General features: G+C 44.2%; 21 protein-coding genes. 20 read left to right on the top strand and 1 reads right to left on the bottom strand.

The features are described 5' to 3' along the window. The 20 genes from G414_RS0101955 to G414_RS07480 all read left to right on the top strand — a co-directional run bounded on the left by G414_RS0101955 (position 1) and on the right by G414_RS07480 (position 24,408). The gene (locus G414_RS0101955) at positions 1-2,088 is read left to right on the top strand and encodes a PBP1A family penicillin-binding protein (RefSeq protein ID WP_027694498.1); all 2,088 of its coding nucleotides are present in this window, start codon (positions 1-3) and stop codon (positions 2,086-2,088) included. Positions 2,089-2,164: 76 nt separating this feature from the next. Next, complete coding sequence (locus G414_RS0101950) at positions 2,165-2,509, top strand: YlbF family regulator (protein WP_022791190.1); 345 nt, start codon at positions 2,165-2,167, stop codon at positions 2,507-2,509. A gap of 148 nt (positions 2,510-2,657) precedes the next feature. Next, on the top strand, positions 2,658-3,833 hold the full coding sequence (locus G414_RS0101945) for a metallophosphoesterase family protein (protein ID WP_022791189.1): 1,176 nt from the start codon (positions 2,658-2,660) through the stop codon (positions 3,831-3,833). Further along, positions 3,823-5,814, top strand: a complete 1,992-nt coding sequence (locus tag G414_RS0101940; protein ID WP_022791188.1) for an ATP-binding protein — start codon at positions 3,823-3,825, stop codon at positions 5,812-5,814. Before G414_RS0101945 ends, G414_RS0101940 begins: the two co-directional genes overlap by 11 nt. Before the next feature lie 11 nt (positions 5,815-5,825). Beyond that, complete coding sequence (locus G414_RS0101935) at positions 5,826-6,773, top strand: 3'-5' exoribonuclease YhaM family protein (RefSeq protein WP_022791187.1); 948 nt, start codon at positions 5,826-5,828, stop codon at positions 6,771-6,773. Positions 6,774-6,915: 142 nt separating this feature from the next. Further along, entirely contained in the window at positions 6,916-8,463 is a 1,548-nt protein-coding gene (gene gntK, locus G414_RS0101930) for a gluconokinase (RefSeq protein ID WP_022791186.1), read from the top strand. Between the two features lie 398 nt (positions 8,464-8,861). Next, positions 8,862-10,139, top strand: a complete 1,278-nt coding sequence (yfmF, locus tag G414_RS0101925; protein ID WP_022791185.1) for an EF-P 5-aminopentanol modification-associated protein YfmF — start codon at positions 8,862-8,864, stop codon at positions 10,137-10,139. After that, the gene (yfmH, locus tag G414_RS0101920) at positions 10,120-11,382 is read left to right on the top strand and encodes an EF-P 5-aminopentanol modification-associated protein YfmH (protein ID WP_022791184.1); all 1,263 of its coding nucleotides are present in this window, start codon (positions 10,120-10,122) and stop codon (positions 11,380-11,382) included. The genes yfmF and yfmH overlap by 20 nt, the downstream gene beginning before the upstream one ends. Before the next feature lie 64 nt (positions 11,383-11,446). Further along, on the top strand, positions 11,447-12,349 hold the full coding sequence (locus tag G414_RS0101915) for a helix-turn-helix domain-containing protein (RefSeq protein WP_022791183.1): 903 nt from the start codon (positions 11,447-11,449) through the stop codon (positions 12,347-12,349). A gap of 14 nt (positions 12,350-12,363) precedes the next feature. Continuing rightward, complete coding sequence (pgsA, locus tag G414_RS0101910; RefSeq protein ID WP_022791182.1) at positions 12,364-12,948, top strand: CDP-diacylglycerol--glycerol-3-phosphate 3-phosphatidyltransferase; 585 nt, start codon at positions 12,364-12,366, stop codon at positions 12,946-12,948. Positions 12,949-13,046: 98 nt separating this feature from the next. After that, positions 13,047-13,526: a nicotinamide-nucleotide amidohydrolase family protein gene (locus tag G414_RS0101905; protein WP_022791181.1), complete on the top strand. Its 480-nt coding sequence runs from the start codon at positions 13,047-13,049 to the stop codon at positions 13,524-13,526. 84 nt (positions 13,527-13,610) lie between these two features. Further along, positions 13,611-14,762 carry a recombinase RecA gene (gene recA, locus G414_RS0101900; RefSeq protein ID WP_022791180.1) on the top strand — a complete coding sequence of 384 codons (1,152 nt, stop codon included), beginning with the start codon at positions 13,611-13,613 and terminating at the stop codon, positions 14,760-14,762. A 184-nt stretch (positions 14,763-14,946) separates the two neighbouring features. Continuing rightward, positions 14,947-17,232 carry an RNA polymerase recycling motor HelD gene (helD, locus tag G414_RS0101895; RefSeq protein ID WP_022791179.1) on the top strand — a complete coding sequence of 762 codons (2,286 nt, stop codon included), beginning with the start codon at positions 14,947-14,949 and terminating at the stop codon, positions 17,230-17,232. A 22-nt stretch (positions 17,233-17,254) separates the two neighbouring features. Continuing rightward, positions 17,255-18,184 (top strand): type I pantothenate kinase, encoded by a 930-nt coding sequence (gene coaA, locus G414_RS0101890; protein ID WP_022791178.1) that lies wholly within the window; start codon positions 17,255-17,257, stop codon positions 18,182-18,184. Positions 18,185-18,563: 379 nt separating this feature from the next. Next, a complete protein-coding gene (locus tag G414_RS0101885) occupies positions 18,564-19,280 on the top strand; it encodes an aggregation-promoting factor C-terminal-like domain-containing protein (RefSeq protein ID WP_022791177.1) in 717 nt (238 codons plus the stop codon). A 189-nt stretch (positions 19,281-19,469) separates the two neighbouring features. Next, complete coding sequence (locus G414_RS0101880; RefSeq protein WP_022791176.1) at positions 19,470-21,014, top strand: MDR family MFS transporter; 1,545 nt, start codon at positions 19,470-19,472, stop codon at positions 21,012-21,014. Then, a complete protein-coding gene (locus G414_RS0101875) occupies positions 21,014-21,772 on the top strand; it encodes a DUF4811 domain-containing protein (protein WP_022791175.1) in 759 nt (252 codons plus the stop codon). The genes G414_RS0101880 and G414_RS0101875 overlap by 1 nt, the downstream gene beginning before the upstream one ends. Before the next feature lie 148 nt (positions 21,773-21,920). Continuing rightward, entirely contained in the window at positions 21,921-22,124 is a 204-nt protein-coding gene (locus G414_RS0101870; protein ID WP_027694495.1) for a cold-shock protein, read from the top strand. A gap of 53 nt (positions 22,125-22,177) precedes the next feature. Then, the gene (locus G414_RS0101865) at positions 22,178-23,071 is read left to right on the top strand and encodes an RluA family pseudouridine synthase (protein WP_022791174.1); all 894 of its coding nucleotides are present in this window, start codon (positions 22,178-22,180) and stop codon (positions 23,069-23,071) included. A 137-nt stretch (positions 23,072-23,208) separates the two neighbouring features. Beyond that, complete coding sequence (locus G414_RS07480; protein WP_022791173.1) at positions 23,209-24,408, top strand: CAP domain-containing protein; 1,200 nt, start codon at positions 23,209-23,211, stop codon at positions 24,406-24,408. 75 nt (positions 24,409-24,483) lie between these two features. On the opposite strand, the gene G414_RS0101855 is transcribed toward G414_RS07480, so the two are convergent. Continuing rightward, a complete protein-coding gene (locus tag G414_RS0101855) occupies positions 24,484-25,722 on the bottom strand; it encodes an aminopeptidase (RefSeq protein WP_022791172.1) in 1,239 nt (412 codons plus the stop codon). Between the last annotated feature and the right edge of the window lie 119 nt (positions 25,723-25,841).

Below are 25,841 nucleotides of genomic sequence, written 5' to 3'. Positions count from 1 at the left end.
ATGAAAGAAAAATTAAACATACGCTGGCAAATGTTCATTGCCTGGTTAGTCCCTCGTTGGCGACGGTATCAATTGACGCGGTGGCTGATTGTGGTGGGAATGACGATTTTTTTAGTCATTAGTGTTCTTGGAACTTTTGAAGCGAAGACGACGGATGTCGGCGAATTAAAAGCACGCTTGCAACAATCAACAGAAATATATGACCGCCATGGTGATAAAGCAGGGGCTTTAGCCGGTCAAAAGGGGACCTATGTCCGGTATCAGGCCATTGCTCCGGCAGCTGTCCAGGCAGTCATTGCCACCGAGGATCGTAATTTTTATCGTGAGCATGGGTTTTCGCTTACGGGTACCTTGCGTGGTGGCCTCATTACGGTGACCAACCGTATTCTTGGTCGTTCAGGATCGGCGGGTGGATCGACCATTACCCAACAACTGGTTAAAAACGCATTTTTAACCCAAGATCAGACTGTGACTCGTAAGATACGAGAAATTTTCTTAGCGATTCAAGTGGAAAAGGAATACAGCAAGCAGGATATTATTACCATGTATCTAAATAACGCTTATTTTGGGCGTGGCGTGTGGGGAATTGAAGATGCTGCACAAAAGTACTATGGGGTCAACGCAAGTCAGTTAAGTACCGAGCAGGCTGCTATGCTAGCCGGGATGTTACAATCGCCTAATGGATATGATCCCATTAGTCATCCTAAAGCGGCAAAGAATCGTCGGGATACAGTCCTCCAGAATATGGTCAACAATGATACCCTTGAACAAAATACGGCTAATCGGTTGGCTAGCCAATCACTGACCGCTAGTGAACATGCCATCGATAATTCAAGTTATCACTATCCTTATTATTTTGATGCAGTAATTAATGAAGCCTTGAACCGGTACGACTTGAAGGAGGCTAGTTTACCGAATGATGGTTATAAAATTTATACAAGCCTAGATCAGGCGGATCAAGAACATCTGCAAGCAGACTATGCCAACCCTAATCTTGATCCCTTGGCTGGAACTGCCCAGGCAGCCTCAGTCGTTATGGATGCTAAAACCGGTGGTGTGCGGGCAGTAGTTGGTGGTCGTGGTGAACATGTTTTTCGTGGTTTTAATCGAGCCACGCAAATGCGACGTTCGCCAGGATCTACGATTAAGCCCATTGTTGATTACGCGCCAGCATTGAGTCGAGGCTTTAGTTATGATTCGGAGTTGAAAAATGAACCAACCAGTTTTGGGACGAATCACTATCGGCCACAAAATGCCTTAGGGGTCGTAACGGAACCAGTTCCTATGTATGTTGCCGTAGAAAATTCTTACAATATCCCAGCAGTTTGGCTGTTAAATCAGATGGGGGTATCAGTTGGCTATCAGGCAGCTCAGAATGCTGACTTGCCAGTGGCTAAGAGTGATAAGAACCTTTCTTTGGCGATTGGTGGCATGAAGAAGGGGGTTTCACCCTTACAAATGACGCGGGCTTATACCAGTTTTGCTAATGACGGCTTAATGAGTGATGATCATTTTATTACGAAAATTGTTGATGCTTCTGGTAAAACGGTGGTAGAGCATAAAAATAAACAGCAGCGCCTCTGGTCAAAAAAGGTGGCCGATGAAATGACTGCAATGATGTTAGGTGTTTATACCCATGGAACTGGGGTAGCAGCTAATCCGGCTGGCTACCAGGTAGCCGGTAAAACGGGAACCACCGAGGTGAGTGGGCAAGCAACTACAGCGACGAATGCTACTGATTCTTGGGCGATTGCCTATACGCCAGATGTTGTGGTGACAACCTGGGTCGGTAATGATCAGACAAGTGCGGAAAATACGATTCCCATTTCCTTACGGGAAACCGGTGCGCCTTTAATGAAGGCCACCTTAGAGCAAGTGATTCCAAATACGCCTCAAACCGCTTTTAAGGTCCAGAGCATCCGTGAAAAATTAGGCGCTCAGACAGCCCAAGACTCGTCTTCAAAAGGAGTAGATCGGTCAGTCAATCAAATTGGTGACCAGCTAAAACGGGGTGCTAATCAAGTAGTGGAAGATGCTAAGCGAGGGGCACAAAAAGCTTGGTCGGCGCTGCAAGGCTTACTTGGTTGATGGCTGTTTAGTTAAAAGTGTGGCATAATAATAGGGTACACCCAGCATAAGTATATAGAATAAGGATGGCTTCAGAATGGTAAATATTTTTGATAATGTAAATGCAGTCGCTACTGATTTGCGGGAAACACCTCAGTTTAAAAATTTGGCTGAAGCATTGAAACAGGTCCGGGCTAACGAAGAAGCCAATACCTTGTTTACAAATTTCCAAAAAGCACAATATGCACTTAATCAAGCAATTCAATCTGGTCAAGAACCTGAAGAAGCGCAGATGAAAGAATGGCAAACCATTGCTAGTGACATGGAAAAGTTTGATGAGCTTAAGCGACTTATGGAGTCAGAGCAAGCATTGAATCAGTTGTTAACTCAAATTAACAATACTATTACGCAACCTATCAGTGAATTGTATGCTCAAAAGTAGTCTTTGCTAGTAAAGCCCCCACCAAAATGGTGGGGGCTTTTTTGATAGAAAACATGTTAAACTAAAGGTTAGGTCTATCTTAACGAATGCCAGGCACTATATGGAGCCTGATAGGGGAAAGCAAAAATAGACAAGAAGGAGAGAAAGCATGAAATTTATTCACGCAGCCGATTTACATTTAGGGGCACCTTTTTCTGACTTGGCAAGTTTACCAAAGCGCTTCTTAGCAACGGTATTGGCAGCCCAAGCAACGGCGCTTACCCGGCTGGTTGATGATGCGCTGGCGGAGGATGTTGACTGGGTTGCTTTTGTGGGTGACGTTTTTGATCAAGCAAGGCCAGACATTCATGAGCTCCTTGTTTTTATTGATCAAATGCAGCGTTTAGCTGATGCTGACATTCCAGTTTATATAACCCGTGGTAACCATGACTTTGCCTGGTTATCACAGGTGGATACGAATCTACCGGCCAACGTGACCGTTTTCCCTGCAGACGTCACGACTAAGCTATTAACGACACGTCAAAATGAAAGAGTGGCTATCACTGGTTTTTCTTATGATCAGGCCCACTTAGAACAGGGGCCGGCCGGAACCTTTCCACAACGACCTGAGCAGGTTGATTGGGCTGTTGGCCTCTATCATGGTGAACAGGGGCCAACTGGTGTTTATGCGCCCTTTGAGCTGCGCCAATTGCTAATGAAACATTATGATTATTGGGCTTTGGGCCACATTCATCAACGAACGACGCTGCATCAGGCACCTTTTATTGGCTATGTTGGTGATATGCAAGCAACTAAAAGTAATGAAGTCACAGATAAAGGTTACTATTTGGTGTCGACTGATGGTGCAACATTAAAACCATATTTTACTAGCATTGCGCCAGTGGCCTTTCAGGTGCTAACGATTCAAGCGGATAGTGAACAGGTTTTATTTAACAAACTGCGCGCAGCTGCATCAAGTGACTACGACTTGACCTTACTGACGGTCCATGTTGAAACAACAACGTCGACACTGGCACAAAAAATAGTGCTTCATCAGTTAGATGCCAATGCAAACTGGCCAGCTGATACCACAACTTGGGTCATTCGCTTAGACCTGATGTCTGATGCTAAAAAGGTTAGCTTGCCGGTAGTACCAGCTGACTATTGGGAGCAGACAGCCGCCAAGGTCTTTACTACGGACACCTTGCAGGATTTAGGCTTAAGCCTGATCCAAGATGCAGATCTATTAGACACCATCCTTTCACCAGCCTATCTAGCGACGTTAAAGGGGCAGGTTGAAGAGCAGATTGGGCTGACGGAAAAGGAGGGGCTCGATGCAAATTAAGCGGGTACAAATCGATGATTTTGGCCAATGGCAAAACAAGACCTTTGACTTTACGAGCGGTTTGCAAGTAGTTGCTGGGTTAAATGGTAGTGGTAAGACAACCCTTCATCGGTTTATTTTAGGCATGCTCTTTGGTTTTCCAAGGGCCAAAGGGCGGTATGTTAATACCTATGAAAGTCAAAAAACAGGCCGCTATGGTGGCACCTTGTGGTTTACTCAAGGGCAAGAAAGTTATGAATTGAGTCGCCATGGTCGGACTAAATCAAAAGTAACCTTAATTAATACAGAAACGGGACAAGGCTTTGCGGATCCAGAGCAAAAGCTTTTAGCTTGCTTTGCTCCCTTGACAGCTGAGCTCTATCAAACGATTTATGATTTTGACCAAGATAATTTATTAGCGGTATTTCAATTGACACCGGCTAAGTTTTTGGCTACCATGCGGACCATTGGCCTGCCAAAAGCCCAGGCCTGGCTAAAGCTAGCTGATGACTGGGATAAGGAGGCACAGGCAGCTTTAGGGATGACCCAGCAGGCCAAGCGCCCGTTGAATCAAGCCCTTCAACAGTTGAGAGAAGATAAACAACGCTTGCAGGCTGCTATGGTCCAACGTCCTGCGCTTACGTCCTTAGAACAGGCGATTCAAGCTGATCAAGTAGCCTTAAAAGAAGCAAACCAAGAGCAACAAGCTGTGCAAACGGCTAAGCAACTGGCGCCCTTAGAAGCTGAGTTAAGATCTTTAAGCACGTGGTTAGACGAGCAGCCAACAATTATGTCCCAGGACCTGGTCAACGCTATTCAACAAGACCAGGCGCAGCTGACTTATTTGAAACAAGCTCAAGTGGATTTGGTCAATAGTTCAGCTATCAAGCAGGGAATAACGGATTGGGCAAAGGCAACTGAACACGTGGCCCCTAGCAAGCAGGTATCAACCTGGTTTGGCTATGGCGTTGCGGCGCTGATTTTGCTGGCTAGTTTAGCTTTGCAGCGGGCAGGCCTAGGATTGCTGTTGGCTGGCGCCCTTATTGTCATGACTTGGTTAAGTTCTCAGCAAAAAACAGCAACAGCCGCAGGCAAACCAGGGTCAAGGCAAGCAGTTAACTGGGAACAAAAACTTAAGCATTTGGGCTTTGATGTAAAGGGCCTAACGCCAGCTGAAGCGCTAAGCAAGTATGAGCAGCAACTACAGGAGCAGTTGCGTTTACGTGAGCAAGCCGTGACCATCCAGGCCAAGTTGCTAAGTCACTATCAAGCTGTTCAGGTAACCAATGAAGACGGCTTTAAGCAACGGTTACAAATAGATCAAGCGACACAAACGGCCAAAACACGAGTTGACCTCTTAAAAAGCCAAATTACTGCTCTAAAAGCAACGCAACGTGAATCAGCCACAAGCCATGATGCCTTATCAGCCGATGAGATGGCCCAGTTACAAACCCGGTTGGCCAGTGCCCGCCTTAAAAAGGATGCCTATTTATCTGATAATCAATTTCAGGCATTACGACAGCAAATCGTGATGGAACAAACCCGGTTAATGAACGGGCTACAAGATTACTTTACCGCTCGTTTGGCTGCTAAATGGATTCGGATGACGTTGGACCAAGCAAATGCGGATCGCTGGCCACAGTTGATAGCGCGGACCAATGATTTGGTAAGGACGCTGACCCAGGGCCAGTTAGTATCCGTGGACTGGCAAGAAAAGACTTTTCGGGTACTTGACGCTCAGGGGCAACGGTTGAGTTTGATTGAACTTTCGCGTGCGACAGCCGAACAAGTCTATCTGGCTTTACGTTTGGCCTTAATTGAGCAAACGCCAAGTAGGGGCGTTCTTCCCTTACTTATTGATGATGCCTTTGTTGACTTTGACGATCCACGGCGGGCAAGCTTAATGACTGTTTTACAATCGTTTGCAGAAAAAGGACATCAAATTATTTACTTTACTAAAACCACACCCGATGGCTTGACAGGCATACAATTGACGAATTAAGGAGGGAAAGCATGCAAAAACAACTTGCCGATTTTAAACTGGATGAAAAGGTAGCTGTGTTTGCCTTGTTATCTAGTTTAGAGCTACGTACTACCCAACAGGGAAAACCCTATTTAGTCATGACCTTTACAGATCGGTCGGGTGATATTCGGGGTATGAAATGGGAAGTGACCGATAATGACTTAAAGGACCTACAAGTGGGAGAAGTTGTCTTCGTTGAAGGTGTTAAGCAGAGTTACCGAGATCAAGAACAACTAAAGGTTCTCTCTATTCGTCTTACCCAAGCAGGCGAGCCCAGCAACCCAGCTGATTTCTTACAACGGGCGCCAAAAGCCCAGGCAGCGATGGAGACAGAAGTTGAACGATTAGTTTTACAAATTACACAGGCTAATTGGCAACGGATTGTCCGTTACCTGTTAAAGAAATATCATCAAGCTTTCTTTACCTTTCCAGCTGCCAAGGCCAATCATCATGCTTTTGCAGGCGGTTTGGCCTATCATTCATTGTCCATTGTTCACATGGCTCAGGCCGTGGCAGACCAGTATGATCAAGTTGACCGCCGGTTACTTTATGCGGCCAGTCTGTTACATGATTTAGGGAAGGTGCTAGAATTATCGGGTCCCGTTGCGACCCACTATACGCGTGCCGGTAATTTAATAGGCCATATTACCTTAATTGATGAACAAATTGTGTTGGCAGCGCAAGAATTGAAAATGGATATTTATGCAGAAGACCTACTGTTGTTGAGACATACAGTGCTAGCCCATCATGGTTTACTAGAGTATGGGTCACCGGTTCAGCCACAAATCAAGGAGGCAGAAATTCTGCATCAACTTGATCAATTGGATGCTAGTATGCAGGCCTTTGACCAAGCCTTAGCTCAAACTGAACCAGGACACTTTTCAAGTCGACAATGGGCGTTAGATCGTCGGAGTGTTTACCATCCAGAAATGGATTAAGTGGTTTACTGAGCTAGCTAGGTGAAATCAATCGGTTGTAATTGCCAAAATGATTATTTTCACATAGAATGGACTTGTAATAAAAAAATATACTTGGCTTTTAGCTGCTTTGAGGTGACTAGAAGACCGCTAGGAGAAACTAATGGACTATCTAATTGGGGTTGATTTAGGTACAACGTCGACCAAGGCCGTGTTATTTGATACAAAGGGGAAGGTGATTGCCAGTGCAAATCATGGTTACCCACTCTATCGTGATACGCCTGATATGGCTGAAGAAGATTTAGATGAGATTATGCGTGCTTTCACTGAGGCTGTGCAAGAAGTAGCAGCCAAGGCAGTCGATGGCCAGATCTTAGGTGTTTCATTTAGCTCAGCCATGCATTCATTAATTGCCTTTGATGAAAATTGGCAGCCACTAACCCGAGTAATTACCTGGGCTGATAACCGAGCAGTGAAATATACTGAAAAGTTACGGTCTACGGGTGTCGGTCAAGAAATTTATAGTAAGACGGGAACGCCTATTCATCCAATGGCCCCCTTATCAAAGTTATTGTGGTTAAAAAATGAACAGCCTGCAATTTATAAGCAAGCAGCACATTACTTAGGTATTAAAGAATATATTTTCCACAAGTTATTTGGCGTTAATCGAATGGATATTTCGATTGCTTCTGGAACTGGCATGCTCAATATTTTTGACCTTGATTGGGATGCACAGGCTCTTGAAGTGACGGGTGTACGCAAAGAACAAATGCCTGAACCAGTGAGTCCTTATACCATTGAGCGAGGACTTGATGAGGCGCGTGCAAATGCTTTGGGGTTGGATCCTGAAACTGCCTTTGTCTATGGAGCTGGTGATGGACCTTTGTCAAATCTAGGGGTTAATGCAATTCAGCCAGGCGTAGCAGCGGTAACAATCGGAACTTCTGGCGCTATCCGTGTGGTTACGGATCGACCTAAGATTGATCCAAAGGGACGGACTTTTACCTATGCCTTAGATAAGGACCACTGGGTGATTGGGGGACCAGTCAATAATGGTGGTGATGTTTTGCGCTGGGCGCGTGACAACATGTTTGATGCTGAAAAATCAACAGCGGACTTGTTAGGAATGGACTCTTATGATTTGATGACTGAAATTGCAGGTCGCGTTCCTGCTGGGGCAGATGGCTTACTTTTCCATCCCTACTTAGGCGGCGAGCGAGCACCAATCTGGGATGCTAATGCGCGTGGTTCCTTCTTTGGCCTAACACATATTCATACCCGTGCTCACATGGTCCGTTCAGTCATGGAGGGGATTATCTTTAACATTTACATGGTGGCCTTAGCCCTTGAAGAAGTGGCGGGTAGTTTAAAGTCCATCCAGGCAACTGGTGGCTTTGCACGTTCACCATTGTGGCGTCAAATGATGGCAGATATCTTTGAGCAGACCGTCACGGTACCTAAGGCTTTTGAATCTGGTGCTTTAGCAGCTACCGTGATGGCCCAAAAAGCTTTGGGACTCGTGGATAACTTAGAAGTTATTGGGGACATGATTGGTGAATCAAATGACTATGCACCGCAACCTGAAAACTATGAGGTTTATCGTGCATTGACCCCTATCTTTATCCGTCTTTCACGACAACTACAACCGGAGTACGCAAATATTGCTGATTTCCAGCGTAAGTATGTTCACACTGGGAAGCAGTCTAAGTAAAGAAGCTATCAAACCGTTGGTATGAGTGGGAGACCGCTTCATAGCAACGGTTTTTTTGTGCCTTATTGGGGAAAACATAACCAAAGAAAAGCAAAGGTTTTTTGTGGTCAAATGTGGTCAATTTTGAATTAGGGGTGAAACTTAGTTGGGGATACCTTGAGAACTAAGACCCAGTGGGTGCTACCGTCAATTAGGGGGAACTATGTTAGAATGATAACTATTAGTCTAGTTCCAAGGCAGAAATGGTTAGCAGATGGTAGCAAGGTACTGAGAAAGCCGCTATTAGTGGAATGCATAATCATACCAAATTCAAATTGTACCTAGTCAACAAAACTACCGGCTGGATGTTTATTAGTGAAAAGAACCAATTTTATTATGGAATAAAGTGAGGAGTTATCTTGTCAAAAGAAGTTAAACTTACTGATAATGTCTACTTACATCTTGTGCCGACGCAACAGTTTGCAACAGTAACCCTAGAAGTGGCCTTAACGAGTGAGACTAGCGCTAATCAGTTGGCCCAACGGTCGTTAGCAGCCAGCATGGTTGAAAATACGTCGGATCCTTATCCATCCCAGACGGATTTGGCACGAGCACTAAGTAAACTGTTTGGGGCAACCTACGAAGTTGATATCCAACGTTATGGGCGTTTACAGACCATCAGAGTGAGATTGACAGTTGTTGATGGTCGTTATGCACAAGTGGAAACTGCATCACTCGTTGCACAAGCACTTGATTTTTTACGGACAATGCTTTTCCAGCCACTCGGGAGTGCTGACCGAGGGTTTGATATGACCGTGTTTAATCGACAACGTGATAATCTATTGGATCAATTAGCTAGTGTTCAAGATAATCCAGCTTTATGGGCGCAAAGACAGGCCTTAGAGGCATATTTTGATGATGATGCTCAGGCGATGCCAAGTTGTGGTGATCAGTCGGCTTTAGAAAATAGCAACCCGCTGGACGTTTGGCTGGCTTGGCAACATGCTTTACTACATGATCGAATTGATATCACTGTTGTGGGGGCGATCGACGATCGTGAGCTGCTCTCCTTAATCAGCACGCTTCCCTTTGGCCCACGGCAGACTAACCTGACTGCAACTTATCGTCAACCCCTGCGCAAGGTAGCACGTTATCAAGAGGACAAGGCCACCAAGCAAAGCCAGTTTGTAGCTATTTTTCAAGTCGTCCTCACGGAAGAGGACCGATTTGCAGCCTGGGTCTTTAATGCCATTTTTGGTGGGCTAGCTGTTTCACGTTTATTTACGCGTGTTCGAGAACAGGCTGGTTTAGCTTATGATATTCAAACTGAACTTGATTGGCCAAGACGCATCTTAATCGTGACAGCGGGGGTAGAAACGCAGGCAATCAAGCAAGTAGAAAAAGCGGTAATGAAAGAATTGACGACCTTACAAGAGTCCTTAGTATCAAGAGCAGAGTTGGCTCAAGCTAAGGGTTTATTGACTGCGAGTTATTTGACTAGTCTGGATAATCCTGATCAAATTAGTCAACTCTTCTTGATTCAAGGTTTAAGGGGGGAAACCATCACTGCTGACAGCTGGGTAAAACAAATGCAGGCAGTTACTGCGCTGGATGTCCAGGCCATTGCTAAGCAGGTTGTGGCCCAAGTACAATATGAAGTGTTGGGAGGAAAAGAGAATGAATCAGCCACGGTCTGAGACCGTCACCTTGGCGAACGGCTTACGAGTACATTTATTACCACTAAAAGAATTTCACCAAATGGCAGTGGCTTTGAATGTGAATTTTGGCAGTCAAGATCAAATCTTTGATTTTGCCGGTCACCACTATCAGCAGCCAGCCGGGGTTGCTCATTTTTTAGAACACCGTTTGTTTGGTCAGCCTGGTTATGATGCTTTTAATCGCCTTAGTGAGTTAGGGGCTAATGCCAATGCCTTTACTACTCGTTCACGAACCTGTTATTACTTCACCAGTCTGGCCAATAATTTGCCCGCCCTAAAGGAACTAGTTACCTTTACCCAGACACCTTATTTTGACCCCCAAGCAGTTGAACGAGAGGCAGCCATTATTGAGCAGGAAGCCGCTATGTATGCGGATAATCCAGATGCACAGTTATTTCGAACGTTAACGCAGCTGGTATTTCCGCAGTCAACACTGGCAACTGAAATTGTTGGTAGCCCTGGTTCAATCCAAAAGATTGGACCAGCAGACCTATTGACAGCTTTTCAGGCCTTTTATCAACCGGATAATTGTGACCTTTATATTGCTGGTGCTTTTAATTCAGATCAAGTCAAAGCCACCATCGAGGCGAGTTTAGCAGGTCAAAGGCCAAAAGAAACAAGTCCAGTGGAAGTTAAAGTGTCTGCCTTAAGCCCCAGTGAAACGGCGGAGCAAACGATGGTATTACCGGTGGCCAAGACACGCCTGGCGGTTGGTTGTCAAATTGTACCAAAAAACGGAATATTTACTGGTAAAAAAGCGTTTAAAATGATGCTGGTGTTGAGTTTAGCGCTTGATTTGGCTCTGGGTGAATATAATCCGCTTTATATGGACTGGTATAATTCAGGCCTAATTAATGATGACTTTTTTGCCGAAGTTGAGTGGGAGCGGGGATATGCGTTTTTAACGATTGCAACTGAAACGCCAGAACCAAGGGTGCTTTTTGAAGGGTTAAAACCCGTTTTAACGGACCTAGTAGGGCATGTTAAAACATTGGCAACTGATTTTGAATTAGTGAAACGCGATGCACTAGCGCGAACGATTGCCCGATTAAACGATCCCGAAAGTATTGTGACGGATTTTGAAGGAGCAAGCTTTGATGGTTTAACGACCTTAGATGAAATCGCACTATTAAGGCAGTTAACGGCTGATGACCTAGTAACCTGTCTAAGGGCGCTGAAAAATCAAGGGATTGCTCATGTAATTGCCTATCCAAAATCATAATGAACATGTTAGAATAATAATGTATGTCACTGGCAAAAAATCTTAATAAAGTTAGGTGAGTCAAATGAATGAAGAACGCAATCAGACTATAGGTCAAGAGCTACAGGAGGCCCGTCTTGAAAAGGGACTGTCTCTTGACGATATTCAACAGGTAACTAAGATTCAAAAACGCTATTTACAAGCGATTGAAAACGGACAGTTTGATCAGTTACCCGGACCGTTTTATGAGCGAGCTTTTGTTCGGCAATATGCAAATGCTGTGGGACTGGATGCTGACAGTTTCATTAAGGACCATGCAATTGAAACAAAGGATGTAGCGCCTGATTTAGAAAAGGCCCATGTTGATGCTGATAACGTCACTCGGGCGGGGATGCGAAAAGAAGTTCCTAGCACTGCTGATCGGACTAAGTCATTAATGCCCAAGGTGTTGATTGGGGCTGCTATTATTTTAATTATTGGCATTATTTGGGCCTTAGTGGCCAGCTTTGCTGGAGCAACCCGATCCCAGAATGATAGTTCGTCAGTATCGGTCACAAGTTCTGCTGTTAGTGAACAAAAGGCCAGTTCATCGGCTGCTAAGTCATCAGAAGATGAAGCTGCTAAAAAAGCTTCCGAAGAAAAGAAAGCTGCTGATAAGGACACCATTAAGCTTGGTCCTAGTCAAGTGACGGGAAATACAGTTAAGTATTCTGGAATTGAGTTACCACAAAATAAAGATACTGACATGACCTTGAATGCTACGGCTGATGTTTGGACACAAATCACAGACGTTAATGGTGGTGTTCTATACAATGGAACATTAAAGGCTGGAGCGAACCAAGTGATTAAGATTCCGGCTACATCAAAGGGTGTTACCATGCAAATTGGTAATGCAAATGTGCTTAAAGTTAAGTTAGGTCAAGAGGATGTAAAACTTGATAATAATGGTACCATTGTTTGGAATGCTAATTTGCAGTTTAAGCGCTAGTAGGAGAGACCAAAATGAATTTACCCAATAAATTGACTGTATTTCGGATTATTTTAATTCCACTATTTATGTTAGTACTGGCGCTCCCATTAAACTGGGGAATGTTGCTGGTTGGCCCAACGGTTATTCCAGTAACGGACTTAGTGGCTGCCTTAATCTTTATTGTAGCTTCGCTAACTGATCTCTTAGATGGAAAGATTGCTCGACAACAGCACCTGGTAACAAATTTTGGTAAATTTGCTGATCCTTTGGCAGATAAGTTATTGGTTATGACGGCCTTTATCTTTTTTGTTCAGTTTAACTGGTTGCCTGCCTGGATGGTGGCAATTATCGTCATTCGTGAATTAGCCATTACTGGCTTACGCACGCTAATCGTAGAGAATAACGGGCAAGTGATGGCGGCTGCAATGCCAGGAAAAATTAAGACGATGTCACAGATGATTGCGATCATCTTCTTTCTCTTACATGATCTTGGTTTTGCCCTATTAGGGATTCCGTTTGCTTATATCATGGCTTGGGTAGCTTTGATTGCAACGGTCTACTCTGGTCTAGATTACTTTTATCAGAATCGCCAGGTCTTTGCCGGCGAATTTAAATAAGGAATGGGAAAAGCAGATCACTGATAACTGTGACCTGCTTTTTTATGTAAGTGATAAAAAAGATCGGTCCGTCGTCTATTAAAGGGGGAGGTAATTTTGTGTTAGCATTGAATGAAGAAGTCGGGCAGAAATTGATTAACCGCCAGCAGCGGATTACGAGTGCCGAATCGTTAACCGCGGGTCTGTTTGTTAGTCGGTTAGCTGAGGTTAGTGGGATTTCTAGTGTTCTACCAGGTGCCTTTGTTACCTATTCAGCGGCTGCTAAGGAGCAGCTAGTCCAGGTGGAACCAGCCCTCATCGAAAGGTATGGCGTTGTTTCTGCCCCAGTTGCAGCAGCAATGGCCAAAGGCGCTAAGAAGGCTTTAGATACCGATTGGGCAATTAGTTTTACTGGGGTAGCAGGACCAGCCTCATTGGAAGGGAAGCCCGCAGGCACAGTCTTTATTGGACTAGCTAAACCGAATGGTCACCTTGATACGAAGGCCCTTCTTTTGACTGGTGATCGGCAGGCTGTTCGATCAGCCGCGGTTGAAGCAGGGTTTGACTTCATAAAAGCAGCTCTTGCTGAGGAGAAATGAAGAGCTGGTAACTTGCTTTTTCTTAGAAGTTAGGTGTATACTAGTATAACTTAAGTTAAAGTTAATTAAGCGGAGGCAATACAAATGGCAAGTGGAAAGAATATTAACCCAAATAAGCGTATTGAAGGACGCATTGATGATCCTAAAGAACGGCAAAAGGCTTTAGATGATGCCTTGAAGAAAATTGAAAAGTCATTTGGTAAGGGTTCTATCATGCGTTTAGGTGATAATAAGTTTACCAAGGTAGAAGCGACCTCAACGGGTTCTTTGAAACTTGACATTGCGTTGGGAATTGGTGGCTATCCTAAGGGCCGGATTATTGAAATTTATGGTCCCGAATCATCTGGTAAAACGACCCTTGCCTTACATGCGGTCGCAGAAGCGCAAAAAAATGGCGGCGTGGTCGCCTATATTGATGCCGAAAATGCGATTGATGTTACCTATGCCAAAGCGCTTGGCGTTAATGTTGATGAATTATTGCTTTCGCAACCTGATACTGGTGAACAAGGATTGGCGATTGCGGACGAATTGATTGCATCTGGTGCTTTAGACATGGTCGTCATTGATTCAGTCGCAGCCTTGACCCCTAAGGCAGAGATTGATGGTGAAATTGGTGATTCTTCGGTTGGGTTACAGGCACGGATGATGTCACAAGCCTTACGAAAAATGTCGGGTTCTATCTTGAAAACTGGGACGACAGCCATTTTTATTAACCAATTGCGTGAAAAAATTGGGGTTATGTTTGGTAGCCCTGAAACAACACCTGGTGGTCGTGCACTTAAATTCTATTCTTCTGTCCGCTTGGATGTTCGGCGGCGAGGCAGCATTGAAGCAACGAAGGCTGATAAACTAGCCGATGAGGAAATCAAGTCTGTCGGGAACTTAACAAAGATTAAAGTGGCCAAAAATAAGGTCGCAGCTCCTTTTAGGGAAGTTGAATTAGAGATTATGTTTGGTAAGGGTATTTCAAAGACTGGTGAAATGATTGATTTAGCCGTCGACAAGGATATTATTCAAAAAGCTGGATCTTGGTTTGCCTATAATGATGAGAAGATTGGTCAAGGTAAGATCAATGTGATTCGCTGGTTAGATGATCCAGAAAATCGAGCAATTTACGATGAAATTTACCAACGGGTGCGGAATGCTTACTTAGGTCAGCATGATGGCTCAGATGAAGCGCTTGAAGCTGATGGTGAAACACCGGTTACTGATGATTCCGGTACAGACGACAATTAAACTAGCCATATTTTACCAATTAAGAGTTAACATAAGTGATTAATTGTGACAGTAGGTGGGCAGCCACCTAGACTGAAGCAGTTAATCACTTATTTAGTTTGGGTTGCTTTTAAAAGAGCTGCATAGTAATTGTAGGTAAAATGTAGTAGTATTAACTAACGAATTTTTTATTGGGAGGACCCTAATGGCTGAACCTTATGATACAGAACAGCAACGCTTGGACTTCGTATTAGCTAAGATAAAAGAAGCGCAGACGCGGAATGCAAATGAACAACAAGCAGCTAAACAACGGCATGCGGATGTTGATTCTGGCTGGCAGGATGTACGGTTTAAAACAAACACCTATAGTGGCCTTTTCGAAACAGCCATGTCAGTGCGGGAACAACAGCAGATGCTAGCACAACGTGAAAGTGAAATGCACTCTACTCAAGAGCAGGGGAAGACACTGGACCGTTTAGCAAAACGACCTTATTTTGCGCGGATTGATGTTCAAGATGCTGGATCAGATGAAGTTGAATCGATTTATATTGGGTTAGCTTCTTTTGCCGACCGACCAGATAATTACTTAGTCTATGACTGGCGTGCACCGATTTCTTCCATTTATTATGACGATAATGTCGGCGCGGTCACCTATCAGACTCCGGCTGGTCCACAGGATGCAAATGTATCACTTAAACGGCAGTTTCAGTTAGAAGATGGTAAAATCGTGACCATCTTTGATACAGATGAGACGGTTGGCGATCAGATGTTATTGGATGCGGTTGCTGGCGAATCATCAACTAAAATGAAATCTATCGTTACTACCATTCAGCGTGAACAAAATAAGATTATTCGTAATACTTCAGCGGACTTATTATTTGTTCAAGGCGCAGCCGGTTCAGGGAAGACCTCGGCTGTTTTGCAGCGGGTTGCTTATTTGCTCTATCGTTATCGAGGACAGCTTACTTCAGGTCAAGTGGTCATGTTTTCACCTAATCAGTTGTTTAACGATTATATTGACCAGGTTTTGCCAGAGTTGGGTGAACAAAACATGGTTCAAATGACCTACTATCAATATGCTTCTCGTCGATTGCCCCGTTTTAAATTAGAAACATTGCAGGCCCGATTTGAAGGTCAACCTAATGCAGCTGAGAAAAAGATTATTAATTTTAAAGGATCCATGGCCTATTTTCAGGCGATGCAGGCCTATACGGATAGTTTGAATCAAGCAGATATTCAACTACGTTCGATTTCCTTTGCTGGTCAAGAAATTATCTCGGCGGATCGGATCCGCTCCATTTTCTATAGCTTTAATGAAAATTATAAGCTAGGCAATCGGGTGCAAGCCACACGAGAAAAGTTACTCAAACTCCTACAGAGTTATGCTGGATCGCAATTAAAAGCGGACTGGGTTGAAGAAAGCATTCAGGACCTCTCTAAGGAGGAGTACGATGCCCTCTTAGGTGATCAGCCCAAAGAATTTAAATCAGAAGAAGCTGAAACCAAATACTTAGCTCGTAAAATTATTAAACAGGCATTAGCACCCATTGTACGGGGAGTCAAGCGGAATCGCTTTGTCAACTTTAATCGCCAGTTTGTTCATATGCTTAATGTTATGCCAAAATACGTAAAGTTAGCTGACTTTGGTATAACCGAAGATAATTGGCGTGCAAGTGTACGGGCGACGGTTAAAGGCATGCAAAACGGGCAATTAACTTTGGCTGATATGACGCCATTCATGATGCTCTTTGATTTGATTAAGGGGAGTCATGGCCAACGGGATATCCGATTTGTATTTATTGACGAAATTCAAGATTATACGCCTTTCCAGTTGGCTTTTTTGAAGATGAACTTCCCAAAGGCCCGGTTTACCATGCTTGGTGATTTGAATCAGGCTATTTTTACAAAAGAAAACGCACCAGCCCTGCAAAAAGAGCTCGGAAAATTATTTGATCCAGCCAAGTCCGAATACATTGAATTGACAGAAACTTACCGCTCAACTCAGCAGATTACTGACTTTGCTAAGGCTCTTTTGAGGGATGGGGCCACGATCCATGCCTTTAATCGACAAGGGGCGCTGCCTAAAGTGGAGGTTGTTGATAGCCAAGCTAGCATGGTAGCAGCGGCCAAAGAACAACTAGCAGCGAATCAAGCAGCCCACGAAACTACCGCGATTATTACTAAAACGTTGGCGGAAGCGGAAACAGTCTATGCAGCCTTAAAAAATGATACAGACGTTACAGTTATCCGTACAGAGAATCAGCGCCTAGTACCGGGAACCATTATTGTACCGGCTTACCTAGCCAAGGGCTTGGAATTTGATGCGGTTATTATGTGGGATGCCTCTAATAGAACCTATCAGGATGAAGATGAGCGACAGTTAGTATATACCATCGCTTCACGGGCCATGCATCAGTTAACGATATTAGCAGAGGGTAAGTTGTCACCATTATTTGATCAAGTTGATCAAGAACTTTATGTAAAGGGTTAGTAGATCGATGAAAAGGGTAACGATGAATTATGCCGTATTTCCAAGGGCCCAGTGGAAAACACTGGGTACGCCTAATCCGGCTATCGATAAGGTAGACTTGGATGCGGCCTTTTTAGCTCAAATTAAGGCCTTTAATGATCAAATTTCGATGGGAGACGTACGTGAAATTTACGTTCCACTAGTTAAATATATTATGCTACGTTATCGGCAGTATTTAAGGGACCGGGATGAACGTCAGTTTTTCTTAGATGAGGCGAGTGTTGCTAGTCCTTTTGTAATTGGTATCGCGGGTTCAGTAGCAGTGGGCAAGACGACCACTGCTCAACTTTTGCAATATTTATTACAACAAGTGTATGGTAAAGAAAATGTCAATTTAACCACCACGGATGGCTTTTTACGCTCGAATGCAGACTTAGCAGCAGCTGGATTGAGTCAGCGCAAAGGATTTCCTGAGTCTTATGACATGCCAGCCTTGCTCAGGTTTCTTGATGCGATTAAGGATGGGGCCGCCCAGGTCTCAGCGCCTGTTTATTCCCATGATATTTCAGATGTGTTAGCGGGAGAAACAGAAACCTTTAAACGGCCTAAAATATTCATTATAGAAGGTATCAACACTTTACAGGCATCACCTTCGTCGCCAGTTTATCTAGCAGATTATTTTGACTTTTCTATCTATTTAGATGCGGAAACTGATTTAATTGAGCATTGGTACCTAGACCGTTTTGTGGCCCTCTTAAAGAAAACAGCTCAGGCCAATGACCCTGAAAATTATTTTTATCAGTGGACCAAAATGCCCTTAGAAGAGGCCTTAAATCGGGCTAAAGAAGTCTTTGAAGAAATCAACTTACCTAACTTGAATCATTATATTTTACCTACCCGGGAACGGGCTGATTTAATTTTGCATAAGACCGTGGGACATATTATTGATCAAGTTTGGTTAAGAAAATTCTAAAAACGTTACTTTTCAAGATGTCACACATGTAACAAAAAGTTGATAGTCCCAAAGTGTAAATGGATTAAACCTCAAATACGACTAAAAAAATTACAAAAGGCGAATTAGTTTACTGGTTACATAAAATAGGAGATCCTTGCTATAAGGCTGATAGGAAGCAATTTAAGTTTAAATATGACAATCTTGTGACATATGAAGGACCTTAAAAAATAAACGCCGATTTATTGTAATCTAATCGTCACATTGAGCCTTCTCAACTTGGTAAACTAGTTCTTGTAGTTGCGACGGGTTGTTTGTCGCAAGCCTTTAATAAACCGACCCTTGCAAAAGAGTTAGGCTTTAATCATAAAATAAAAGTTAGTTGAGGAGTTAAATTTACATGAGTAAACCAAAAGAAGTTGCGTTAACAGTTGCCGGGTTGGCCACTGCGCTAGCTGCTGGCCAAACAGTTGTCAATGCCGCCACTACCTATACGGTAAAACAAGGCGATACACTTTCAGAAGTTGCAAGTAAGTTCAACTTAAGCGTTGAAGATTTAGTATCAACCAATAAAATCACTGATGAGAACATGATCTTTACTGATCAAAAGCTAGAAGTACCTGATCAAGGTCAGACCAGTGTTTCAGCTAGTGATGCTGCTAGTGTGGATGCTGCGGATGAAGCTGCTGCTAAGGCAGTTGCTGAAGCTAATGCAGCTAAGAAGCAAACAGCCCAAGAACAGGCTGCTAGCCAGGCAGAAGCTACGACAACACAAACGGCAAGTGCTGATAGTCAGGCACCAGCTGCTACACAAACTGTGGCAACAGCACAACCTGCGCCAGCCCAAGCTAGTGCAAGCGCATCAGGGTCTGTGCATGATCAGTTTATCGCTGCCGGTGGGACTGAAGCTATGTGGGCATCGATTGTAATGCCTGAATCAGGTGGTAATCCTAATGCGGTTAATCCAGCTGGTTATCGTGGACTTGGTCAGACCAAGGAAGGTTGGGGTTCAGGTTCTGTTGCCCAACAGACTCAAGGTATGTTGAATTATGCGACATCACGTTATGGTTCAGTTGAAAATGCATTGAGTTTCCGTGCCGCCCATAACTGGTGGTAAACCAATAATAGTTAAACCATAAAAAGAGTGTTCTAATTAGAATGCTCTTTTTTTGTAGGAGAAACTAAAACTTGTCATAAAATCGGCTTTACCTGTAAGGTAATTTGACAAAAATGCTTGTCTTTTTGTTGCTGAACTATTAAAATAGGAACTTGTCTATAAAACGTAATAAGCATAAGGAGGCATTTTATGGCGGAAGCAAGACAGCACGATCGGCCTGTAGATATACATGGTCAGGGCTATAGTCGGGCGGCTTTATTAATCATTATTTTGGTAGCAACCTTTGCAGGTACCTTAATGCAAACGTCGTTGGGAACGGCAATTCCCACCCTAATGCATGATTTTGGGATTAACTTGGCAACGGCTCAACAAGCAACAACTTGGTTCTTACTTGCCAATGGTATTATGATTCCTGTTTCAGCTTATCTAACAACGAAATTTCCAACTAAGTGGTTACTATTAAGCGCCTACGGCATTATGTTAAGTGGGATGCTAGTGACTGCACTGACCCCAGCTCAGCATTCAATGTGGTTCATGTTTTTACTTGGGCGGGTATTAACAGCCCTAGCAGTCGGGATTACGATGCCCCTCATGCAGGTTATTTTAGTCAATATTTTCCCGGCTGAAGAGCGCGGGGCCGCCATGGGATTGTCAGGACTTGTTGTGGGGTTGGCACCAGCGATTGGGCCAACTCTTTCCGGCTGGATTTTGGACCAAGATCATTATGTGTGGGGCTTAGTGATTTCAAGTTCTTGGCGAAATATTTTTTATCTACCCCTTATTGTGTTAGCAGTCGCCTTTTTGTTAGGGTTTGTTTTCTTAAGGGACGTCGTACCTAATCGTCCAGTTAAGTTGGATGTCTTATCACTCACACTGTCCATTTTTGGTTTTGGTCTCTTCCTCTTAGGATTTACCAATGTTGCCACCGATGGATGGGGAGATGTACGGACAGTCTTAACACCAATTAGTATTGGGGCCATTATTATCTTGCTCTTTATTTGGCGACAGTTACGAATGAAAGACCCCTTTATGGATGTTCGGGTCTTTTTGAACAAGCAATTTACCGTGACCACGATTGCCGTTATGATGGCCATGATGGCCATGATGGGCGTCGAAATGATGTTACCAACCTATTTACAAAATGTGCATGGTATTTCGGCCTTTCATTCAGGCTTGATGCTTCTACCAGGTGCGTTAGTTATGGGAGCGATGTCACCGGTGGCTGGTGCCGTTTATGATAAGGTAGGTGCTAAACGGATGACCCTCTTGGGATTTAGTATTCTAGCCCTTGGTACAGTACCTTTCTTATTTTTGACGTCAACGACTCCTGATCACTATATTACTGCTCTATATACTGTACGTATGTTTGGAATAGCAATGGTCATGATGCCATTAACAGCTTCCGCGATGTCGGCTCTACCACCAGAGGAGGCAGGCCATGCTACAGCCTCAAATAACACTGCTCGACAAATAGCATCAGCAGTGGTCGTAGCTCTCTTAACTTCGGTTACACAAAATATTATTAACCACAATGAACCAGCTGCTAGTTTAAAAACAGCCAATCCATTACGGTATGCGGATCATTTATTAAACGCCTCCATGGATGGTTTTCAGGCTTCCTTCCTAATTGGACTGATTTTTGCCCTTGTTGGAATTGGCGTGGCCTTTTTCTTACGTGATGGCAAGGTCATTGCGCAAGCCACAAAGCAGGTTGATGGAGAGGAGCAAGTCTAATGATTATTCTTTTACTAGTTGTATTTGCGATTTTAACCTTTGTAACCTGGATGCTAATCAAAGAAAAAAAGCGGCGCATGATAGCGGGCAGTCTGTCCTTTCTTTTATTAAGCCTTACAGTTGCCGCCATGACCCTTAGCTTTACCCATCACCTAGGGATGCAACAGGTAAGTCACACCGAGACCCAACGTATTTATACAGCTGGAACAAAGCAATCGCCAGCTGGCGTTTTGCTGGCCCAAGAGATTGGTACGCAATCTGACAATTATGTCTTGATTTATCGAGATCGGGCACAAGCGGCTGAACCAAAGGTGCATTTTAAACCTGATCAAAAGCATATTACGCAGGCGATTCGAAAAGAGGCGGATTACCGTCAAGCCAAAGTTAATCATGCTAGTGTTAAGACAACGACGACCCGTTGGGCATGGAAAAATGACGTTTATCGATTACTCTTTGGCATTGGTGGTCAAGGTAATGAGTTAGTCAAGGAAAAGGTAGAGGTGACGGTGCCTTCTGATACCTGGGTTGTGATGAGTCCTCAGCAGGCTAAGCAATTGGCCCAGACACAAGCTAAAATGAGTCCAGCTATGCAGGCTCAACAACAAGCTGAAATCAAGCAAGCTGTTGAAGCTAAGATGATGCACTATCAACAAGTACATCCTCAGGTTTCTGCTGCTCAATTAAAGGCCCAGGCCCAATATGAAACGGCGGTGTTAACGGCACAAATGATGAAAACAACCTTAGCTAAAATAAAGTAAAAATATAGTTGGCATATTTTGTGCGACGTGTTATACTATGTCTTGTAGTTAAAAAGATTTTTGTTCGAGTTTCAAGCAACATTGAAATATCTGGCATGGTTTTTTTGGGTAACATTAAGTTTGGCATTTGCCAGGAGGTTGCATTATTATGGAACAAGGAACAGTTAAGTGGTTTAACGATGATAAGGGATTTGGATTCATTGCTCGTGAAAACGGTGACGATGTATTCGTACATTTCTCAGCTATCCAAGGTGATGGCTTCAAGTCATTAAACGAAGGACAAAAGGTTGAATTTGAAGTTGTGAGCGGCGATCGCGGTTTGCAAGCTGAGAACGTAACTAAGTTGTCATAATTTAGCTAATGAGAAGGACCTACTTCGGTAGGTCTTTTTTTATGGAGTAATGTATGCAAAAATGGACGAAACAAATTGAGCTACCAGCTGACCAAATGGTTATGACCTTGAGTCAACTAATGCAACAATGGTCTTTACCGCGTCGAATTCGCGGCCAATTGCGTCAAAATAAACGGGTCTTATTAAATGGAAACTATCAGCCAGTGTCGACGTTAATCCAGCCCAGAGATAAGGTAAGCTTCACGTTTTTGGCGACCGATTTTAGACATAGTCAGTCTGGTTATGAAATTGACCATAGGGATCACCTTGACATCCTCTATGAGAATCCTGATTTTATGATTGCAAATAAACCAGGGGGAATTAAGACGCATCCAAATTCGCCGGGTGAGGTTGGGACGCTACTTAATTTTGTCCAAGGCTATTTACAAAAGATAACTGGTAAGGCGGCTTACATGGTGCATCGTTTGGATGAGGGAACATCTGGAGCAATCATTATTGCAAAAGTTCCTTTTGTAGTGCCGATGCTGAATGCTCAATTGAAGACTAAACGGATTCAGCGAACTTATCTGGCCTGGGTTAAAGGCAGAATGGAACAGGCGGCTGGTACGATTAAAATGCCTATTGGCCGTCACCCTTCAAACGATCGTTTACGTCAGATTGGAGGATTAGCAGCGCAGGATGCGGTAACACATTGGCAATTATTGGAAACTAGGGGGTCGACCTCTTTACTCCAAATTCAGTTGGAAACGGGACGTACCCACCAGATTCGTGTCCATTTAGCAGCTTTAGGACACCCTTTGTTAGGTGATCGGGATTATAACCCAAAAGCCATAGATCGGCGCTTGCAGTTACATTCGAATACTGTTTCCTTAATATTACCCTTCAGCCAAACAGACCTAACAGTCAAGGCCCCATTACCAGCAGACTTTATTCACCCATCTGTGTAATCACAGCTGGGATAGGAGCTGTTTGAGACTGGCGTCGATAGATCCTAAAATTGTTGTAAGTTTGTAACAAAATGTTTAAGAAGTTAGTGTATTCTTTAAAGAGTTAAAGTTTAAACATAATAGGAGATAGTAACTTCATGATTGAACATAAAAAAATGTATAAGGCCGGTAAGCGCTGGCTAACAGGGTCGTTAACCCTATTGGCTGGTGGTGTATTCTTGCAAAGCATGGGCACGCAAGCTGCGGCGGATAGTGTGACAGAGAATTGGCATGCCAATTCAGTAACAGAGGTAAAAGAGGCAATTAAGGGGCAGGACTTAAAAAATTATGTCTTGGCCAAGGGTGATACGGTCTGGGCGATTTCACAAGCTACAGGTATGTCAGTCCAAGAAATTGCGACTACTTTTCATCTGCAAGATGTTGACCATGTGTTAGCCGGGCAAACGCTTATGCTAACTGGTCAAGAGGCCCAAGCATTGGCACAAAAGCTAGTTCGTGCTGACGAGACAGCAGGGGATACACAGTCAAGTCAGACTGCATCAAGCCAGGTTGAAGAGACGAATGATTCTTCAAGCGTAGCCGACCAAACCACCAAAGAACAGGCTGCCGCAACGGCATCGGCCAATGCACAAGCAGCCGCCGATCAAGCCGCTAAAGAACAGGCTGCCGCAACGGCATCGGCCAACGCACAGGCAGCCGCTGATCAAGCCGCTAAAGAACAAGCTGCCGCAACGGCATCGGCCAACGCACAGGCAGCCGCTGATCAAGCCGCTAAAGAACAGGCTGCTGCAACGGCATCGGCCAACGCACAGGCAGCCGCTGATCAAGCTGCTAAAGAACAGGCTGCCGCAACGGCATCGGCCAACGCACAAGCAGCCGCTGATCAAGCTGCTAAAGAACGGGCTGCTGCAACCGCTGCGGCCAATGCACAGGCTGCTAAGCAGTCATCAGAGCAAGCAGCTACTCACCAGCAGCAACCACAATTAAATGTGCAACCTGCACCTAATCAAGGGGATGCAACTGCAAATGCGATGAATCAGTTGCGGTCTAGCAAGGGCTTGGCCCCCGTGCAGTGGGATGCTAATCTAGCTGCTCAGGCTCGTAATCGAGCACAACAAATTTATAATAATGGGCACCAAATTCCGGCTGACCATTTCCATACAGGAAATGAGGTTATTGCAATGGGCTTTGGAGCAGGAAGTACGGTTGTCCAAGCTTGGTACAATGAAACCAATATGATTGGTGCACCTGGCCATCGTAACTGGTTAATGAATGCCGGTTGGTCACGTGTCGGCTTCGCTCAAGTTGGTGACGTTATTGTTGGTTTGGCTGGTTAATATAACCGTAATAAAAAGGTTCTTACTACTTGTAGTAAGAACCTTTTTATTATTTATATGTGAGACAACCTATCATTAAGCCCAGTCACCATTGCGAAAGACCGGTATCCGCTTGCCATCAGCAGTTAAACCGTCAACATCCATATCAGCAGAGCCAATCATAAAATCAACATGCACTAGGGAGTCATTTTGTCCTTTAGCCAGGCGGCTGGCTAGATCAAGCTGACTTCCATTGTTAATGTTAAAGGGGTAGGCTGCTCCTAAGGCGAGATGGTCTGAGGCGTTTTCATCAAACAGGGTATTGTAAAAGGTGATGCCAGATTGGGAAATTGGAGAAGGGTCAGGAACTAATGATACTTCACCTAAGGACTTAGCACCTTCGTCTGTAGCCAGGAGTTTTTCAAGGACTGCTTGCCCACTATCAGCGTTGGCTTTCGTTACGCGTCCTTTTTCAAAGGTTAACTTGATATTGGTGATGAGCACTCCTGCATATGAAAGAGGCTTAGTTGAAGTAACATAACCATCAATGAAGCGGCGGTCAGGTGAGGTAAAGACCTCTTCAGTTGGCATATTCGCGACAAAGGTATGCCCACTTTTATCGACAGAATCGGCAGCCTCCCAGTGGTGATCTTCAGCCAGACCAACGGTCAAGTCAGTCCGTGGCGATTGGAAATGAAGGGCCTTAAACTGCTGCTGATTGAGCCAATCAGCTTTTTCTTGAAGCTTAGCGATATGCGCCTGCCATAACTGTTTAGGATCGCCATCTAAGCTGATTCGGTTTACCTTGAAAATTTCGCGCCATAAGCGATCAAGGGCCGCTTCACCCTTTAGTTCAGGGAAAACCTTTTCTGCCCATGCTTGGCTAGCACCAGCAATGACAATCCAATCTAAGTCATTATTCATCGTGGCTTTGCGGACTGGTGAGAGAGCATGCTGCATGGCAGTCTGATAGGCTGAGATACGTTCCCCATCAATATCACTCAACCCATCGGGGTCAGTTGACATAATGGAGACCCGGGTAGTAGCACTATCGGCAATATGTTGTGCCCGAACGGCCATCCAAGTCGGAATTGTGGTTAAAGTGGTTTCATCTGCGTGTTTCAAGAATTCACGCTTAGTATGTAAATCAGACCATTCGACATCGACTTGATTAGCACCTAATGCATAGGCGGCATCTGTAATTTGGTGGACTAAGGGGGCTTGGTCTAAATCTGCATAAATCAGTAATGACTGCCCTTTACGAACATTGAGACCGGTTTGGGTAATGACTTGGGCGTAACGGGCTAAGAGTTGAGAAAAATTTTTGATAGTCATAGGCATCCTCCAAGAAATATTAAGATATTCTAATCTTACCGGATTGTGCAAATAATGCAAGTTGAGGTTATCAGGTGAAAAGCCTTAATCAGCGCTATCATTCCGACCAGAAAGTGAGT

The sequence above is a fragment of the Weissella halotolerans DSM 20190 genome (genome assembly GCF_000420365.1).
Lineage (GTDB): Bacteria > Bacillota > Bacilli > Lactobacillales > Lactobacillaceae > Weissella > Weissella halotolerans.
This window is presented reverse-complemented; position numbering and strand designations above follow the sequence as displayed.

Excerpts from the sequence above, each read along its gene's own strand:
- G414_RS0101955 (WP_027694498.1), top strand. The coding sequence starts at position 1 with ATGAAAGAAAAATTAAACATACGCTGGCAAATGTTCATTGCCTGGTTA.
- G414_RS0101950 (WP_022791190.1), top strand. The coding sequence starts at position 2,165 with ATGGTAAATATTTTTGATAATGTAAATGCAGTCGCTACTGATTTGCGG.
- G414_RS0101945 (WP_022791189.1), top strand. The coding sequence starts at position 2,658 with ATGAAATTTATTCACGCAGCCGATTTACATTTAGGGGCACCTTTTTCT.
- G414_RS0101940 (WP_022791188.1), top strand. The coding sequence starts at position 3,823 with ATGCAAATTAAGCGGGTACAAATCGATGATTTTGGCCAATGGCAAAAC.
- G414_RS0101935 (WP_022791187.1), top strand. The coding sequence starts at position 5,826 with ATGCAAAAACAACTTGCCGATTTTAAACTGGATGAAAAGGTAGCTGTG.
- gntK (WP_022791186.1), top strand. The coding sequence starts at position 6,916 with ATGGACTATCTAATTGGGGTTGATTTAGGTACAACGTCGACCAAGGCC.
- yfmH (WP_022791184.1), top strand. The coding sequence starts at position 10,120 with ATGAATCAGCCACGGTCTGAGACCGTCACCTTGGCGAACGGCTTACGA.
- G414_RS0101915 (WP_022791183.1), top strand. The coding sequence starts at position 11,447 with ATGAATGAAGAACGCAATCAGACTATAGGTCAAGAGCTACAGGAGGCC.
- pgsA (WP_022791182.1), top strand. The coding sequence starts at position 12,364 with ATGAATTTACCCAATAAATTGACTGTATTTCGGATTATTTTAATTCCA.
- recA (WP_022791180.1), top strand. The coding sequence starts at position 13,611 with ATGGCAAGTGGAAAGAATATTAACCCAAATAAGCGTATTGAAGGACGC.
- helD (WP_022791179.1), top strand. The coding sequence starts at position 14,947 with ATGGCTGAACCTTATGATACAGAACAGCAACGCTTGGACTTCGTATTA.
- coaA (WP_022791178.1), top strand. The coding sequence starts at position 17,255 with ATGAATTATGCCGTATTTCCAAGGGCCCAGTGGAAAACACTGGGTACG.
- G414_RS0101885 (WP_022791177.1), top strand. The coding sequence starts at position 18,564 with ATGAGTAAACCAAAAGAAGTTGCGTTAACAGTTGCCGGGTTGGCCACT.
- G414_RS0101880 (WP_022791176.1), top strand. The coding sequence starts at position 19,470 with ATGGCGGAAGCAAGACAGCACGATCGGCCTGTAGATATACATGGTCAG.
- G414_RS0101875 (WP_022791175.1), top strand. The coding sequence starts at position 21,014 with ATGATTATTCTTTTACTAGTTGTATTTGCGATTTTAACCTTTGTAACC.
- G414_RS0101870 (WP_027694495.1), top strand. The coding sequence starts at position 21,921 with ATGGAACAAGGAACAGTTAAGTGGTTTAACGATGATAAGGGATTTGGA.
- G414_RS0101865 (WP_022791174.1), top strand. The coding sequence starts at position 22,178 with ATGCAAAAATGGACGAAACAAATTGAGCTACCAGCTGACCAAATGGTT.
- G414_RS07480 (WP_022791173.1), top strand. The coding sequence starts at position 23,209 with ATGATTGAACATAAAAAAATGTATAAGGCCGGTAAGCGCTGGCTAACA.
- G414_RS0101855 (WP_022791172.1), bottom strand. The coding sequence starts at position 25,722 with ATGACTATCAAAAATTTTTCTCAACTCTTAGCCCGTTACGCCCAAGTC.